This is a genomic window from Tenacibaculum sp. Ill (assembly GCF_051938915.1).
GTDB classification, from domain to species: domain Bacteria; phylum Bacteroidota; class Bacteroidia; order Flavobacteriales; family Flavobacteriaceae; genus Polaribacter; species Polaribacter larymnensis.
Window position 1 is genome coordinate 120,001 of record NZ_JBPSCW010000002.1, and the last position, 16,152, is coordinate 136,152.

The 16,152-nt window shown below is 33.0% G+C and carries 16 protein-coding genes and 3 tRNA genes; 13 read left to right on the plus strand and 6 right to left on the minus strand.

Features of this window, described 5'->3' with window-relative positions:
- Positions 1-33 precede the first annotated feature (33 nt).
- Both ACTPNM_RS00585 and cyoE read right to left on the minus strand, forming a co-directional pair.
- Entirely contained in the window at positions 34-618 is a 585-nt protein-coding gene (locus ACTPNM_RS00585) for a cytochrome c oxidase subunit 3 (RefSeq protein ID WP_330487897.1), read from the minus strand.
- Positions 618-1,556, minus strand: a complete 939-nt coding sequence (gene cyoE, locus ACTPNM_RS00590) for a heme o synthase (protein ID WP_440120174.1) — start codon at positions 1,554-1,556, stop codon at positions 618-620. The genes ACTPNM_RS00585 and cyoE overlap by 1 nt, the downstream gene beginning before the upstream one ends.
- A gap of 137 nt (positions 1,557-1,693) precedes the next feature.
- Here cyoE and ACTPNM_RS00595 point away from each other — a divergent pair.
- The 13 genes from ACTPNM_RS00595 to ACTPNM_RS00655 all read left to right on the plus strand — a co-directional run bounded on the left by ACTPNM_RS00595 (position 1,694) and on the right by ACTPNM_RS00655 (position 12,455).
- Positions 1,694-1,765: transfer RNA gene (locus ACTPNM_RS00595), tRNA-Gly, on the plus strand.
- Between the two features lie 22 nt (positions 1,766-1,787).
- Positions 1,788-1,876: transfer RNA gene (locus tag ACTPNM_RS00600), tRNA-Leu, on the plus strand.
- Positions 1,877-1,937: 61 nt separating this feature from the next.
- Positions 1,938-2,023: transfer RNA gene (locus ACTPNM_RS00605), tRNA-Leu, on the plus strand.
- A gap of 82 nt (positions 2,024-2,105) precedes the next feature.
- Positions 2,106-3,560, plus strand: coding sequence for a DUF5018 domain-containing protein (locus tag ACTPNM_RS00610; RefSeq protein ID WP_440120175.1), 1,455 nt, complete (start codon positions 2,106-2,108; stop codon positions 3,558-3,560).
- Positions 3,561-3,669: 109 nt separating this feature from the next.
- Positions 3,670-4,377: a DUF547 domain-containing protein gene (locus ACTPNM_RS00615; RefSeq protein WP_440120176.1), complete on the plus strand. Its 708-nt coding sequence runs from the start codon at positions 3,670-3,672 to the stop codon at positions 4,375-4,377.
- 141 nt (positions 4,378-4,518) lie between these two features.
- Complete coding sequence (locus tag ACTPNM_RS00620) at positions 4,519-4,854, plus strand: arsenosugar biosynthesis-associated peroxidase-like protein (protein WP_099215110.1); 336 nt, start codon at positions 4,519-4,521, stop codon at positions 4,852-4,854.
- Positions 4,855-4,973: 119 nt separating this feature from the next.
- On the plus strand, positions 4,974-6,029 hold the full coding sequence (gene arsS / locus ACTPNM_RS00625; protein WP_415270150.1) for an arsenosugar biosynthesis radical SAM (seleno)protein ArsS: 1,056 nt from the start codon (positions 4,974-4,976) through the stop codon (positions 6,027-6,029).
- 146 nt (positions 6,030-6,175) lie between these two features.
- Positions 6,176-6,667, plus strand: coding sequence for a rhodanese-like domain-containing protein (locus tag ACTPNM_RS00630; protein ID WP_440120177.1), 492 nt, complete (start codon positions 6,176-6,178; stop codon positions 6,665-6,667).
- A complete protein-coding gene (locus ACTPNM_RS00635; protein WP_440120178.1) occupies positions 6,660-7,262 on the plus strand; it encodes a TIGR04282 family arsenosugar biosynthesis glycosyltransferase in 603 nt (200 codons plus the stop codon). The genes ACTPNM_RS00630 and ACTPNM_RS00635 overlap by 8 nt, the downstream gene beginning before the upstream one ends.
- Before the next feature lie 127 nt (positions 7,263-7,389).
- On the plus strand, positions 7,390-8,208 hold the full coding sequence (locus tag ACTPNM_RS00640) for a purine-nucleoside phosphorylase (RefSeq protein ID WP_440120179.1): 819 nt from the start codon (positions 7,390-7,392) through the stop codon (positions 8,206-8,208).
- A gap of 72 nt (positions 8,209-8,280) precedes the next feature.
- Positions 8,281-9,249 carry an arsenosugar biosynthesis arsenite methyltransferase ArsM gene (arsM, locus tag ACTPNM_RS00645; protein WP_440120180.1) on the plus strand — a complete coding sequence of 323 codons (969 nt, stop codon included), beginning with the start codon at positions 8,281-8,283 and terminating at the stop codon, positions 9,247-9,249.
- A gap of 165 nt (positions 9,250-9,414) precedes the next feature.
- Positions 9,415-10,167 carry a hypothetical protein gene (locus ACTPNM_RS00650; RefSeq protein ID WP_440120181.1) on the plus strand — a complete coding sequence of 251 codons (753 nt, stop codon included), beginning with the start codon at positions 9,415-9,417 and terminating at the stop codon, positions 10,165-10,167.
- Positions 10,168-10,265: 98 nt separating this feature from the next.
- Positions 10,266-12,455 (plus strand): transglycosylase domain-containing protein, encoded by a 2,190-nt coding sequence (locus tag ACTPNM_RS00655; protein WP_440120182.1) that lies wholly within the window; start codon positions 10,266-10,268, stop codon positions 12,453-12,455.
- A gap of 1 nt (position 12,456) precedes the next feature.
- Here ACTPNM_RS00655 and radA read toward each other — a convergent pair whose 3' ends face one another.
- From radA to panC, 4 genes are all read right to left on the minus strand, one after another.
- Positions 12,457-13,818, minus strand: a complete 1,362-nt coding sequence (radA, locus tag ACTPNM_RS00660) for a DNA repair protein RadA (RefSeq protein ID WP_440120183.1) — start codon at positions 13,816-13,818, stop codon at positions 12,457-12,459.
- Positions 13,819-13,853: 35 nt separating this feature from the next.
- A complete protein-coding gene (locus tag ACTPNM_RS00665) occupies positions 13,854-14,804 on the minus strand; it encodes a lysylphosphatidylglycerol synthase transmembrane domain-containing protein (protein WP_440120184.1) in 951 nt (316 codons plus the stop codon).
- Between the two features lies 1 nt (position 14,805).
- Positions 14,806-15,156, minus strand: coding sequence for an aspartate 1-decarboxylase (gene panD, locus ACTPNM_RS00670; protein WP_028891458.1), 351 nt, complete (start codon positions 15,154-15,156; stop codon positions 14,806-14,808).
- Positions 15,157-15,252: 96 nt separating this feature from the next.
- The gene (gene panC / locus ACTPNM_RS00675) at positions 15,253-16,104 is read right to left on the minus strand and encodes a pantoate--beta-alanine ligase (protein WP_440120185.1); all 852 of its coding nucleotides are present in this window, start codon (positions 16,102-16,104) and stop codon (positions 15,253-15,255) included.
- Positions 16,105-16,152: the final 48 nt, after the last annotated feature.

Consider the following 16,152-nt stretch of genomic DNA (forward strand, 5'->3'; position numbering starts at 1 on the left):
TTAAATCAGTGCGCCAAAATTACGCATTTTTCATCATCTAATAAAATAGAAAAAGAAAAATAGATAAATCCACAGTACATCAACGAAATGCCAAAAGATTGCACCGAGTTCAAACCCAAGCATATCGGCTGAAGAATACTTCTTTTTAAAATGATTATAAATAACGACTAAAAGCACTATTACACCTGCTAATAGGTGCAAAATGTGCATAAATGTAATTCCTATAATAAACGATGTAGACACTGTACTTTCAGGTCCTGTAAAATAAAGCCCTACAGCCTTTAACTCATTAAAACCTACATATTGATACCATACAAAACCTAAACCTAAGACTAAAGTTATCAGTAATAAAGTAAATGAAGCTTGTATATTATCCTTTTTTAATAACTTTTGAGAGAAAAATAACGTAATACTACTTAATACTATTAATACAGTACTAATATAAAATGCTTGAGGTAAATCAAACGTTACCCAATCTTCACGGTTCATACTAACTACATAAGCACTTGTTAACCCTGCAAAAAACATCACCATGCTAATCATGGAAATCCATAACATTGGTTTAGCCGATTTACGTTTAGCTACTTTTAATTCTTCTTTCAATGATTGTTCACTCATTAGTGTAAAAATTTATCTACCACATATATAATGGGCACTATTGTAATATAAAAGACACTCGCTAACATTAATTTACGAGCATCGGTATTTTTTTGTGTTTTATATAATACTATTCCATAGTAAAGCATCAACAACCCTAATAATAAAATAACAACTGCAGTTAATGGATATATATAAAAGTTCCCAGTTACTTTTAACACAGGTGCTATCGACATTAAAATCATAATACAGGTATAGAAAATAATTTGCACTACTGCTCCTTTGTCTTTTTTATCCATAGGAAGCATGTGTAAACCTGCTTTATTATACTCTTCAAACTGTAACCAACCTATTGCCCAAAAATGTGGAAATTGCCAAAAAAATTGGATCATAAATAAGAATCCTGCTTCAATACCAAATTTACCTGTTGCAGCTACCCAACCTAACATAAAAGGAATAGCTCCAGGAATAGCCCCTACAAAAACAGCTAAAGGCGTTACTGCTTTTAAAGGTGTGTAAGCACTTGTATATAAAAAGATAGAAATTGCTCCAAACAAAGCACATTTCGGATTAATCGCATATAATATAGCTATACCAGCAATAGTAAAAATAGTAGCAATAATTAATGCTGTAGTTGTAGACATTCTTCCTGAAGGTAACGGACGATTTTTTGTGCGTTGCATTACAGCGTCAATATCCTTTTCTATTACTTGATTAAAAGCATTTGATGCCCCAACCATTAAGTAACCTCCTAAAGCTAATAAAACTATTGTAGCATAATTAATCGATTCTGCTCCTAATAAATATCCTGTAATAGAAGTAAAGACCACACTAATTGACAACCCAACTTTCGTTAACTGTTTAAAGTCTTTAACTATTGATTTTATGGAAGTTTTAGTATGTACAGATGAAACAGAATCCACTTCTAATTTTAAAAAATTTCTGCAAAGATATTCCATTCTTATTGAACCACAATAAATTTTTATTGGAATTAAAATTGAAAAAAATTAAAAACTGCTTTGTAATTAAAAAAATGGTGTTATATTTGCACCCGCATTCGCAGTAATGCACGTTCATTAAAATAAGAAATGACTACGCGAAAGTAGCTCAGGGGTAGAGCATCACCTTGCCAAGGTGAGGGTCGCGGGTTCAAATCCCGTCTTTCGCTCAATCCTTTTTAAAGAGAATATGCTGAAGTGGTGGAATTGGTAGACACGTTGGACTTAAAATCCAATGAGCCGTAATGCTCGTGCGGGTTCAAGTCCCGCCTTCAGTACCAAGAAACCTCACTTGTATGAGTGAGGTTTCATTTTAAAAGTAGTCATTAACAAAGCACATACGCTGAAGTGGTGGAATTGGTAGACACGTTGGACTTAAAATCCAATGGGCCGTAATGCCCGTGCGGGTTCAAGTCCCGCCTTCAGTACAAAAGCCTTAACATTTATTTGTTAAGGCTTTTTTTGTTTTATAGAATTTGTATCTATCTTAGCTCTTAAATTAAAAAAATAATGAAAAGGAATACAACACTATTGCTTCTTATAACAACCTTAATAGTTACTTTATCTTGTAACAAAGAATACATACTAATAAATAATTACACTTCAAATAGCGAAAATGAAATACTAAGTTTTTCTTTGAAAAAAGGAAGTTTTATCAAAGATTTTGAAATTTCAGAAAACTCTATTCTAGGCCTAATTCCCAACCACATAGAGCTAGATGGTTTTGAATTAGAAATAACTATTTCAGAAAAAGCTACCATAAGCCCAGACCCAAAATCAATCACAAGAATCGACAAACCACTAACTTTTGTTGTTACTGCAGAAAATGGCGCTACTAAAACCTATAATATTGATATTAAAAGAGAACTAAGTGATGAAAAAGAAATCATTAGTTTTTTTATTAGAAAAGATTCTTTCACCCAAGAATTTGAAATTTTAGAAAACTCTATTACAGGCTTTACACCTAGTTATATAGAATTAAGTGATATTGAACTAGAAATAACTATTTCAGACAACGCTACTATAAGCCCCGATCCAAAATCAATCACAAAAATCGACAAACTTTTAACTTTTATTGTAACTGCAGAAAATAGCACTACTAAAACCTATAATATTGATATTAGAAGAGAATTAAGCAAAAAAAACGATATCATTTCTTTTAAAATTAAAACAACTGATCAAACATTAGAGGCAAGTATTGATAATATAGAAAACAAAATAACAAAAAAACTTCCTACTTTTTTAAACCTCTCCAACCTAACAACCGAAGTAAACATATCAGAAAAGGCTTCAATTTCTCCTCTACCAATCGATATTACAGATTACTCTTCCCCTGTTAACTTTACAGTTAAGGCAGAAAATGGAGTTGAAAAAACTTACACTGTAACTCTAGAACATATTAGCAATTCTTTTTCAAACACCTGTAATCAATCAAATGCTAGTAAATGGTTTGGTGGAGATAGCAGAACTAACGCTCCAGACATATCACCATACGATAGAAACGTAGGAACTGGTCAAAGTGTATTATTCCAAAACGACACAGAGTTGTCTTCTTTTAGTATTAAACTAGAAAGCGGTTTTAAACACCATGAAACTGGAGCACCACACAATGAGACAGTTAAACTAAATTTAGACATTAGAAACACAAGAGGTGAAATAATTTCCTCTACTATAACAGAATTAGACTCAACATTTCTTGGTGGATGGGTTGATTTTGATCTTTCTGATTTACAACTATTTTTTGAAGCAAATACTGAATATATATTCACATGGTACTTGATTGATGGAGCTAACTTAGGTGTAGATACAGGTTCTTCTGCATATATTGATAGTGGAAATGGATTTTGTTTTGGTCAAGGCTACTCTGGTCAGTCTAACATATCTTTGAATAATAATCTGAAAAACTGGAATACATGGATAAAACATGAATGGTACTTCAACATAAAACTTCAGGGGAAACACTAATTTTAAAGCCTTAACAAATAAATGTTAAGGCTTTTTTGTATCTAAATTTTTAGAAATATTCTTTGTAATGTATCTTTCAAACGCACGTCTAAACTTCAAAATCGAAATTATGCGAAAGATATTTTTACTTTGTAGTCTTACTTTTTTCTTACACTCTCCTGCACAAACTAGTGTTTTTGATACACTTTTAAAAAAACATGTAGACTCCAATGGAAATGTAAATTATAAAGGTTTTAAAGCAGACGAAGCACAACTTCAAACCTATTTAAATTATTTAGCTGTAACAAAACCTCAAAAATCTTGGTCAACTACTAAAATCAAAGCCTTTTGGGCTAACGCTTATAATGCTTATACTATTCAATTGATTTTAGACAACTACCCATTAAAAAGCATCATGAACATAAAAAAGAAAGGAAAAGATGCTTGGAATATCCCTTTTGCTAAAGTTGGCGGTACAACATATACCCTAAATCAAATAGAACACGAAATACTTCGCAAAAAATATAACGACCCTAAAATTCATGTCGCTGTAAACTGTGCCTCAAAGTCTTGCCCTAAATTGGCAAACTATGCTTTTACAGAAAATAATTACGAGACAAAAACAAGAGTATTAATGCAAAATTTTGTGAATGACCCTTCTAGGAATAAAATTTCTGAAAACAAGGTGCAGCTCTCTAAAATATTCGAATGGTTCAATGGAGACTTTACTAAAAAAGGTAGTTTAATAGACTTCCTTAATCAATATTCAAATGTAAAAATCAATAAAAAAGCTAAGATTGGCTATTTAGAATATAACTGGTCTTTAAATGGAAGGTAGTATCTCTACAATTTGGTATTTTTACTTTTTATTGGCACCGCCAAAGGGTAAAACACCCTAGAAGCTTGCCTCGAAATTAAAGTCAGTATTAATAAATACCTCGTGTACTTGCTCCGAGGTAGTTTACTAAAAATAAAAAACATGTCTAAAACATATTACGACCCTGCCGACTTACGTAAGTTTGGTAAAATAACAGAATGGAGCGAAGAATTAGGAAACAAATTCTTTGATTATTACGGAAAAGTTTTTGAAGAAGGTGCTTTAACCGCACGTGAAAAAAGCTTAATTGCTTTAGCTGTTGCACATACTGAACAATGTCCTTATTGTATTGATGCTTATACTAAAGACGGATTACAACGCGGAATTACCAAAGACGAAATGATGGAAGCAATTCATGTAGGAGCTGCCATTAAAAGCGGAGCAACCTTAGTACACGGAGTTCAAATGATGAACAAAGTCAATAAATTAGAAATGTAAGCAGAGAACCAATTTTGAAAATCAAAATTGTGTGAATCGCTTATCCTAACTTTTGATGGGATCTCATTATTAAAACAATAGAAATGAGCAGCTGAAATAAGTTCAGCTTTACAGGAAGGATAATGAAAAAATCTTTAAAATCTAGAAACAACGATTTAGCAAACACGCAACGCCAGCTTGAAATCTTATCAAACGGAGTTTTTGCTGATGGCGAACTACCTACGTTTGCCAAAAAAATAAAAGAAACCAATCAGTTTCCATTACGTCCTAAAAAATTAGAAATTCTTCAAATTAATTTAGGATACATGTGTAATCAAGTTTGTGCACATTGTCATGTAGATGCAGGTCCTGATCGAAAAGAAATCATGACCAAAGAAACTATGGAGCAATGTTTAGAAGTGATTCGAAAAACAGGAGCACACACGTTAGATTTAACGGGTGGCGCACCAGAAATGAATCCAAATTTTCGATGGTTTGTAGAAGAAGCATCTAAAGCAGGAATTAAAGATTTTATTGTGCGCTCTAACTTAACAATCATCAGAGCGAATAAAAAATATCACGACTTACCTGAATTCTTCAAAAAACATAACGTACATGTGGTTTCTTCTATGCCACATTGGACTCGTGGAAAAACTGACAAACAACGTGGTGATGGTGTTTTTGATAAATCAATAGAAGCTTTAAAAATGCTAAATGCTGTGGGTTATGGAATTGAAGGAACTGGTTTACAACTAGATTTAGTCTACAATCCGTCAGGAGCTTTCTTACCAGGAGATCAGGTTGCCTTAGAAAACGATTTTAAAAAAGCCTTAGATGAAGATTTCGGAATCTCATTCAACAGTTTATTTGCTATTACTAATTTACCTATCAGTCGATTTTTAGATTACTTAATTGCTTCTGAAAATTATGAAGACTATATGTATTCATTAGTAGAAGCCTATAATCCAATGGCTGTAGAAAATGTAATGTGTACCAATACACTATCGGTAAGTTGGGACGGATATTTATATGATTGCGATTTCAATCAAATGTTAAATCTGAAAGTAGCAAGCAAATCACAGCACATTTCTGAATATAACGAAGCATTGTTACAAAACAGGAATATTATTATCAATCAACACTGTTATGGTTGTACCGCTGGTGCAGGAAGTAGTTGTCAAGGTACAGTAGCATAGTTTAATGAATTAATAAAAAAATGTAGTAATGTAAAATAGTGTCACATCGAGTGATTTTTCTGATATTTTGGAAGAAAAATTGTATCGAGATGTAATCACTTTAATTCTCTATAGATTTCATCAAACACCATTGAATATCTTTAAACATGAAGAACCTCATCTTTCTCATCTTTTTAATATCCGTAAATTCTTTTTCTCAAAAGAACCTACATCAATTATTGAAAAAATATAATACTGAAAGTGTTCCCTATATATCTATTAGTGAACTACAAAAAGAAAAGGAAGTTGTTTTATTAGATGCTAGAGAACCCAAAGAATTTGAAGTTAGTCATCTTAAAAACGCGATGTGTGTTGGCTATGATTTTTTCAACTTAGAAAATACCTTAGTAAAACTTCCGAAGAACAAAAACACCAAAATTGTGGTGTATTGCTCTTTAGGAATTCGTTCAGAAGACATTGCCGAAAAGTTACAGAAAGAAGGTTTTACCAACATTTTTAACCTATATGGTGGCATTTTTGAATGGAAAAACCAAGGAAACATAACCGTTAATCTACAAAACAATCCTACAGAAAAAATCCATGCCTTCAATAAAGAATGGAGCAAATGGTTACATAAAGGAGAAAAGATTTATGAGTAAAAACTTATTATTAATCTTTACCAGAAATCCTGAATTAGGTAAAGTAAAAACACGTTTAGCTAAAACAATTGGAGACGAAGCTGCATTAGATATTTATAAATTCTTATTAGAACACACAAAACAAGTCACCCAAAATTTATCTTGTGACAAAGCTGTGTACTACTCAGTAAAAGTTCGTGAAAATGATATTTGGGATGCTTCAGTATATCAAAAGCACCTACAAGATGGAAACGATTTAGGTATACGAATGCACAATGCCTTTCAACAAGCATTTTCTACTGGATATGAAAAAGTAGTGATTATTGGTAGCGATTTGCCCGATTTAACTTCCGAACACATCAATAAAACTTTTGAAAAACTCAACTCAAACGATGTTGTTATGGGTCCTGCTGAAGATGGCGGTTATTACCTATTAGGCATAAAAAAACTACATGCTAACATTTTTCAAAATAAAGACTGGGGAACCTCAACTGTTAGAAAAGATATGTTGAACGATTTACAAAACGAATCAGTACATTTGTTAGAAACCTTAAATGATGTAGATGTTTTTGACGACATCAAAAATAACCCAGTATTCAATCAATTTTTAAACTAACCGTCATTACGAGGGAGTATACGACCGAAGTAATCTGTCTATCTCGAAGTCATAACTTAAAGATTGCTTTGCTTTAGTCTATCTTGAGCGACAGTCGAAAGGCTCGCAATGACAAACACAATATAAAATGCAAAAAAAACAACAACTACAAGAAACACAAGAATTTCTTCAACATAAAGGAATTACCAACCCAGAAATAGGAATTGTTTTAGGAACAGGTTTAGGAAAATTAGTAGACGAAATTACTGTAGAACAAGAAGTACCGTATGCTGATATTCCACACTTTCCACAAGCAACTGTAGAATTTCACTCTGGAAAGTTAATTTACGGAACCTTATCGGGTAAAAAAGTAGTGGTTATGTCTGGGCGTTTTCATATGTATGAAGGATATAATTTATGGGAAGTAACCTATGGTATTAGAACCATGCACGCATTAGGTATTAGAACTTTGTTAGTTTCTAATGCTGCAGGTGCTATCAACCTTTCTTATAAAAAAGGAGATCTAATGCTATTGGAAGATCACTTGAATTTACAAGGAGGTTCTCCCCTAGCCTTTAAAGGAGCAAACGAGTTTGGGAATATTTTTGCTGATATGTTAGAACCGTATTCAAAAAAATTGAACACTCAAATGAAAGCTATTGCCAAAACTAACGACATAGACCTGAAAGAAGGTGTATATGCAAGTGTCGTAGGTCCGCAATTGGAAACTAGAGCTGAATATAGAATGTTACAAATTTTAGAAGTAGATGCGGTAGGAATGAGTACCGTGCCTGAAGTAATTGTAGCAAAACAACTCAACATTCCGTGTGTAGCCGTTTCGGTATTAACTGATGAGTGTGACCCAAAAAACTTACAACCTGTAGATATTACCGAAATCATTAAAGTTGCTGGAAAAGCAGAACCGAAAATGATTACGCTTTTTAAAGAATTGATAAAAATAGTTTAGCAGTAAACAGTCCTCAGTATGCACTAAAATAGCATACTGTTAACTGAATACTGAATACTGAATACTGAAAATATGAGTTACTTAGAAACCACCAAAGATGTATATAAAGAAGCAGCCTTAACTCCAGATGTTGGTTTATGCTGTACAACAAACCCTATTTGGGAATTACCTGGATTAAAAATTCCTAAAATTATGCAAGAAATGAACTACGGGTGTGGTTCTACCGTGCATGCTCGCGATTTAACCAACAATCCTAAAATATTATATGTAGGTGTTGGTGGCGGAATGGAATTATTACAATTTGCATATTTCTCACGTCAAAAAAGTGGTGTAATTGGAATTGATGTGGTAGATGAAATGCTAGAAGCTTCTGAAAAGAATTTTGTTGAAGCAGAAGCACAAAACGATTGGTTTAAAAGTGAGTTTGTTGATTTACGAAAAGGAGATGCGTTACACTTGCCTGTAGAAGATAATTCGATTGATGTGGCTGCTCAAAACTGTTTATTCAACATTTTTAAAGCTGAAGAACTAAAGAAAGCCATTGCTGAAATGTACCGTGTATTGAAGCCTCACGGACGTTTGGTAATGAGCGATCCTACCTGTGAGCAACCAATGAACGAAACCTTACGTAACGACGAACGTTTGCGTGCCTTATGTTTAAGTGGTAGTTTACCAATTGCTGAATATGTTAAAATGTTGACTGATGCTGGTTTTGGAACCATTGAAATAAGGGCTCGTAAACCGTATCGAATTTTAGATCCTAAAAATTATCCTACCGATGAATTGATTTATATCGAGTCGATTGAAGTAGCAGCGATTAAAGATCCGATGCCTGCTGACGGACCTTGTGTGTTTACAGGAAAAGCTGCCATTTACTTTGGTGATGAGGACTATTTTGATGATGGCGCAGGACACACCTTATTAAAAAATCAACCTTTGGCAATTTGCGATAAAACAGCAGCCGCTTTAAAAGCGCTAGGAAGAGACGATATATTTTTCTCAGAATCTACCTATCATTATGATGGTGGTGGATGTTGTTAGACAAAAACTACTTTAGTTCTGAACCTCGCTAAAGCGAGGTTTTTTTGTTATATAAGTTTTTTGACTATAACCTTTAAAAAATTACCTTAGCTACTAGCTAAATTTAATCATTCAAACTACAGCAGATATCTTAACAATTGAAAATGTAAATTTTTAAACTAAAATATGACGAAGATTAATTTTATTTCTAAAAAAATACTTGACTGGGACTGGAGTATTTCTGGTCAATCTGTTTGTGACCCAAAACCAGTTAAAAGAGCATATGAATTACTTAATCATTCTGAGTCATTAATCACTGATTATTCTTCAAGTTTTGAGTTATCAGATGCTCTCTCTAATTTAAAAAGAGCATTAAATCAACGGTTAAAACTAATAGAGAAAACTTATAATCTTAAATCTGTAAAGTTTTATGATTGTCCTAAAGGTTACTTGGAGCTACTAGAAAAGTATGGTTTAGCTAGACCATATTTAATAAAAACTCTTATGGAAATAAGAAATAAAATTGAACATGAAGATGCTGAACCTCCAAACATTAATAGATGTAAAGAATTAGTTGATGTAACATGGTATTTTTTAAAATCAACAGATAAAATAGTTAACTTAAAACCTACAGATATTGAACTAGAGCCTAAAAAATCATTAAAATTATCTGATAAATATGGTTGTACCATGGGGGTTAAACAATCAAATAATAACTCCTTGTCAATATCAGGATGGTTTCCAAAAACATATATTTATAATCATGAAAAAGCAGATTCATTAAGAATTAAATGTTCTGCAATACATGATGGTCTCTATTGGAAAGGTAAAGAGCATCATGAAGACAAAACAATAAACGATATATGGCTAGTAGCTGAAATTGATCTTGATTTCAATGAAAAGCATTTATTTTTAAAAAAGGTATTTGAAGCTGTATAAATAATTTTACTAATAACATCATACATTTTAGTTAATTGATATTAATCTAATAGTAAAACCCTTACAATTTTACCAATTGATATTCGTTATTTTGTACAATGAAAATATTGAAAGAAATACAACTTCAACTTAAAGAAAATAAGAAATTAACTCTTTTGTTAAAATATACTACAGGCTTCATCCTGTTTGGAATTCTTTTAGTAGTACTATTATTCTCCTTAGTGTATTTTGAGGTGTTTGGTAAATTACCAAACAAAGAAGAGTTAACATCTGTTATTAATGAAGAAGCTTCTTTAATCTATTCATCAGACGAGGTAATTATCGGAAAAATATTTGCTGAGAACAGAACTAATGTTCAACTAGAGCAAATTCCAAATCATTTAAAAGAAGCTTTAATAGCTACAGAAGATAAACGATTCTATTCACACAACGGATACGATGGTCAAAGTTATGCCCGCGTTTTCTTTAGAAGTATTTTACTACAAGATGCCTCAGGTGGTGGTGGTAGTACTATTACACAACAATTAATTAAAAACCTCTACGGAAGACAATATCATGGTTTTTTGAGCATGCCTATCAATAAAATAAAGGAACTCATCATTGCTAGTCGAATGGAAAACCTATATAGCAAAGATGAAATATTGTTGTTGTATTTGAATTCGGTTCCTTTTGGAGAAAATAATTTCGGAGTAGAATCGGCCTCTAATCGATTTTTTAATAAATCTGTTAACGAATTAAACATTGAAGAATCAGCTGTATTAGTGGGCATGCTAAAAGCCAACACTTATTACAATCCGAGATTAAATCCAGAAAATGCTAAAAAACGTCGTAACACAGTGCTTCAATTAATGAACAACGAAGCGTATTTAAGCAATGAAGTTACCGATAGCTTACAAAAACTACCTATTACACTCAACTATCATAACCTTGATATAAATACAACAGCGGGTTATTTTACCTATCAGGTAAAGAAAAAAGCTGCTGAACTCATAAAAAAGAGCAACGAAGCTTCTAACAGCAACTATAACTTAGAAACCGACGGGTTAAAAATTCACACAACGCTGAATTACGATATTCAGAAAATTGCAGAAAAGTCTGCTAAAGAACAGCTCATCGTCAAACAACAACAATTAGACAAAGAATTAGCTTCAAACAGGTTAAAAAATAGATGGTTAAAAAAGCAGCAATTCACAGAAAAAGATAAGCAAAAGAGAACTATTCAACTCTTTGATTGGGACAGTACAAAAACCATTACCGGTAACAAAATTGATAGTCTTTGGTATTATAATAAAATGCTGAATGCATCTGTATTAGTTACGAATCCGAAGAATGGTGCAGTAATCAGTTGGGTTGGCGGAAATAACTTTAATACGCTTCCTTTTGATATGGTATTATCACACCGTCAAATAGCCTCAGCTTTTAAACCGCTTTTGTATGCTACAGCGTTGGAAAATGGAATTTCTCCGTGTGATTATTTTGAAAATGAGGAAAAAACCTATCCTGAATACGATAACTGGAACCCACAAAATGCCGACCATAGCACTACTCCTGATAAAAAAGTTGCCATGTGGTATGCATTGATTAAATCCATGAATATTCCTACTGTCAACCTTTATTTTAAACTAGAAAAAGAATGGCTAATCGACACTTGTGAAAAATTACTGTTCCCAGAAATTACTGACGACGCTCCTTCTATTGCTTTAGGAACGTTAGATTTATCCCTATTTGAAGCTACAAGAGCCTACGGTTCATTTGCTAATAATGGTGAAATGAACGACTTGTATATGATTAGCAAGATTACCGATAAAGAAGGGAATATCATTTACGAAAGTGAAAAGCAAAAGACAGAAAGAGTATTTAAAGAAGAAAGTACACAAACGTTAACTACTATTTTACAACAAGCAGTAGAACAAGGAACGGGTTCTAAAATAAGAAGTACTTATAAAATTAAAAGTCCACTAGCAAGTAAGACGGGTACCGCTCAAAACTACACCAATGCTTGGTTTATGGCATATACACCAAATATTGTTCTCGGGACCTGGGTAGGAACTTCTAAAAATGACATACATTTTACTAGCGGAAATGGTTCAGGTTCTTCATTAGCATTACCCATCGTTGCCAATATTTTAAAAGAAATAGAAAATAATCCTGAATTAAGAGAAAAATATTTAACCTCTTTTGATATCCCTGATGAAATTTCTTCGTCAATCGACTGTCCTCCATACAGAGAGAAAGGAATTAAAGGTTTTTTCAACAGACTTTTTGGAAAGAAAAAGGAAGAAAACTAATCTAAGCAAACAACGTAGCAAAAGCTTCTTCAATCTTACTCACTAAAATCAGTTTTATTGAATGATTTTTGCTCGTAATCTTATTGTATTTTGAGGTTACAAACGTTTTATATCCTAACTTTTCAGCCTCGGTAATACGTTGATCTATCTTGGAAACTGGTCTAATTTCACCAGCTAAACCAACTTCAGCAGCAAAACACACATCGGGATTGATTGCCAAATCTTGATTTGATGATAAAATCGCTGCTACAACTGCTAAGTCTATCGCGGGATCATCTACATGAATTCCCCCCGTAACATTTAAAAAGACATCTTTTGCTCCTAATTTGAAACCCGCACGTTTTTCTAACACCGCTAAAATCATGTGCAATCGTTTCAAATTATAACCTGTTGTTGTTCGTTGTGGCGTTCCGTAAACAGCTGTAGAAACTAAGGCTTGAATCTCTATCATCAACGGACGAATTCCTTCCAACGTTGACGCAATAGCAGTACCACTTAAATCGGCGTCTTTTTTAGAGATTAAAATTTCTGAAGGATTGGATACTTCTCGTAATCCGTCTGATAACATTTCGTAAATCCCTAATTCAGCCGTAGAACCAAAACGATTTTTTTGTGAGCGTAAAATTCTATAGGTGTGATTTCTGTCTCCTTCAAATTGTAACACCACATCTACCATGTGTTCTAAAATCTTTGGTCCTGCAATATGTCCTTCTTTATTAATATGTCCAATTAATAATACTGGAGTCGCAGTTTCTTTCGCAAATTTGATGAGTTCTGCAGAAGTTTCTCTAATTTGAGAAATACTTCCGGGAGAAGCTTCAATAGTATCCGTATGTAAGGTTTGAATAGAATCTATTACCAATACATCAGGCTGTACTTCTTCTATATTTTTAAAAATCTGTTGGGTATTAGTTTCGGTAAGAATTAAACAGTTAGGATTTTTACCCTCTATACGTTCAGCACGCATTTTTATCTGCGACTGACTTTCTTCCCCAGAAACATAGAGTACTTTTTGTGGAATTTGTAAGGCGATTTGTAACAATAAGGTTGATTTACCAATTCCAGGCTCTCCTCCCAGTAACACAACAGCTCCTTTCACCAATCCACCACCCAAAACAGTGTCTAACTCTTGATTTTTAGTTCCAAAACGTTCTTCTGGATTCAGTTGAATATCTTCAACTCGTAAAGGTTTCGCAACTCTCTTTTGTGAGCTTGATGGCGATTTCCAATTTCTTTTTTCTTCTTTTTGAATCACTTCCTCAACAATAGTGTTCCATTGTTTACAAGAGCCACATTGCCCTACCCATTGTGCATGTTGTGCTCCACAGTTTTGACAGAAAAAAGTCGTTTTGGTTTTTGCCATTCTATTTGTAAGATTTACTTACAAAGAAAAGAAAACTATTTGTTTTTATTGTAGATGGGTAAGAACAAAAACGCCAACCCTCCAAAGACAATAATCATAGCCGTTTGAGCAGTCCACATAATCCAACCAAAAGCAGTTGCGGGTTCTTCTGCGATTCCGAATAAAGCTAGAGCTCCAGCTACAGCTACAGGATACAACCCTATTCCCCCGTTAGTAGCAGCAATAGCAAATCCTCCGGCAATAAAACCAATTAAAACACCTCCTAAAGGAACATGTAACCCTTCAATTGCTGGTATTGTCGCCCAAAACATTAACACATACATTACCCAGATAAATACGGTATGAAAAATGAATGCCCATTTGTGCTTCATCTTCAAAATACTGGTAACTCCCTCAACAAGTCCTGCTACAAAATTTTTGATTTTTAGTCCGATTCCTGATTGTGCCTTTTTTACAAAACGTGTAAAAATCACAAATACCAGCACCAAACCTCCTAAAAGAATTCCAATTTTTATCGGATCAAAGTTTTTAGTTAATAATTCAAAAATAAAATCGAATTGTACAAAAAGTGTAATAGCTATAATACTCAACATCATTAACAAATCTGCCATTCGTTCGGCAACGATGGTTCCGAAACCTTTTTCAAACGGAATATTTTCATAGTTAGTCATCACTGCTGCTCGAGAAACTTCCCCTGCTCTTGGCACTGCATAATTCACTAAATATGCTACTAAAACCGCCATGGTACTATTACCAAAATCTGGTTTATAGCCCATCGGCTCAAGTAAAAACTTCCAGCGATAAGCACGAGATAGATGACTTAACACCCCAAAGAACAATCCTAAAGCTATCCAACCGTAATTAGCATCTTTAAAATATTGAACTAAGGTTTCAATTGAAATTTTTGATAATGAATACCAAACTAAAAAACCTCCCAAAATGAGAGGTAATAGTATCTTTGTAATTTTTTTGACTGATAAACTCAAACTATTCTAGCAAGTTGTTTTCTTCGTTAGGAAATACTAATTGTGGTTTAAACTTTTTGGCTTCTTCTAACTCCATAAAAGCATATACAATTAAGATAAGTACATCTCCTTTTTGAACTCTACGGGCTGCTGCTCCATTTAAAGTAATTTCACCACTTTTTCTTGGTCCTGGAATTGCATATGTTTCTAAACGCTCTCCATTATTGTTATTCACAATCTGAACACGTTCTCCTTCAATAATTCCAGCAGCATCCATTAAATCTTCATCAATGGTTATACTTCCTATATAATTTAAATCCGCGTTTGTAACTTTAACACGGTGTATTTTAGATTTTACTACTTGTACTAACATGCTGCAAAAATAGTTGTTTTTTAATGAATACTAAGTTGTTTTTTGATGATTTTAACATTATTACAAAGCTCATTCTTAAGCCTAAACATTAACTTTTTAATTATTCTTTAAACGAATATTATCTATTAAGCGAATGTCTCCTGCAAAAACAGCAATAAAAGCACGATACTGTTTATTTTCTTTAATCTCTTTTGCAGTTTGTAATGTTTCCTCATCTGCAATGGTAAAATATTCCAATTCAAGTAATAGATGTTTTTTGAATTGCTTTTCTACCCATTTGGTTAAATCTTCTGGACTTTTTGCTCCAAATTTCTTTTTTGCTTTTTTTAATGTTTTATAAATAAATGGTGCAGATTCACGGTGTTCTTTTGTTAATCTCGTATTTCGAGAGCTCATAGCTAACCCATCATCTTCTCTAAAAATTGGTCTTCCTTTAATTTTTACTGGTAAATTATATTTTTCGACTAACTTTTTAATAATTTGTAATTGCTGAAAATCTTTTTTGCCAAAATACGCAGTATCTGGCTCTACAATTTCAAATAAAGTTTTTACTATTGTTCCAACACCATCAAAATGACCATCTCTAAATCTCCCTTCCATTTGATGTTCTAACCCATCAAAATCAAACTCTTCAGAAGTTACATTTTCGGCGTATATTTCTTCTACTGAAGGAAAGAATAACACATCACAATCTACAGATTCCAACAGCGCTACATCACTTTCGTACGTTTTAGGGTATTTGTCTAAATCTTCTTTGTTATCAAACTGTGTAGGGTTTACAAAAATACTAACTACAGCAATATCCTTCTTTTTTTTCGCTCTCTTAATAAGCGATAAATGCCCTTGGTGTAGTGCTCCCATAGTTGGGACAAATCCGATTGATTTTTTATCCATTTTTAGAGCGGATAAAAACTCTTTTATTTCGGATTTACTTGTGAAAATTTTCATTGTTATTTTATTGAAATGCATGCAAAATTAGCAATTTAACACGATTTT

Coding starts and splice junctions, on each gene's coding strand:
- ACTPNM_RS00630 (WP_440120177.1), top strand. CDS start 6,176: ATGAAGAACCTCATCTTTCTCATCTTTTTAATATCCGTAAATTCTTTT.
- ACTPNM_RS00615 (WP_440120176.1), top strand. CDS start 3,670: ATGCGAAAGATATTTTTACTTTGTAGTCTTACTTTTTTCTTACACTCT.
- ACTPNM_RS00610 (WP_440120175.1), top strand. CDS start 2,106: ATGAAAAGGAATACAACACTATTGCTTCTTATAACAACCTTAATAGTT.
- cyoE (WP_440120174.1), bottom strand. CDS start 1,556: ATGGAATATCTTTGCAGAAATTTTTTAAAATTAGAAGTGGATTCTGTT.
- radA (WP_440120183.1), bottom strand. CDS start 13,818: ATGGCAAAAACCAAAACGACTTTTTTCTGTCAAAACTGTGGAGCACAA.
- arsM (WP_440120180.1), top strand. CDS start 8,281: ATGAGTTACTTAGAAACCACCAAAGATGTATATAAAGAAGCAGCCTTA.
- panD (WP_028891458.1), bottom strand. CDS start 15,156: ATGTTAGTACAAGTAGTAAAATCTAAAATACACCGTGTTAAAGTTACA.
- ACTPNM_RS00640 (WP_440120179.1), top strand. CDS start 7,390: ATGCAAAAAAAACAACAACTACAAGAAACACAAGAATTTCTTCAACAT.
- ACTPNM_RS00620 (WP_099215110.1), top strand. CDS start 4,519: ATGTCTAAAACATATTACGACCCTGCCGACTTACGTAAGTTTGGTAAA.
- ACTPNM_RS00635 (WP_440120178.1), top strand. CDS start 6,660: ATGAGTAAAAACTTATTATTAATCTTTACCAGAAATCCTGAATTAGGT.
- ACTPNM_RS00650 (WP_440120181.1), top strand. CDS start 9,415: ATGACGAAGATTAATTTTATTTCTAAAAAAATACTTGACTGGGACTGG.
- panC (WP_440120185.1), bottom strand. CDS start 16,104: ATGAAAATTTTCACAAGTAAATCCGAAATAAAAGAGTTTTTATCCGCT.
- ACTPNM_RS00585 (WP_330487897.1), bottom strand. CDS start 618: ATGAGTGAACAATCATTGAAAGAAGAATTAAAAGTAGCTAAACGTAAA.
- ACTPNM_RS00655 (WP_440120182.1), top strand. CDS start 10,266: ATGAAAATATTGAAAGAAATACAACTTCAACTTAAAGAAAATAAGAAA.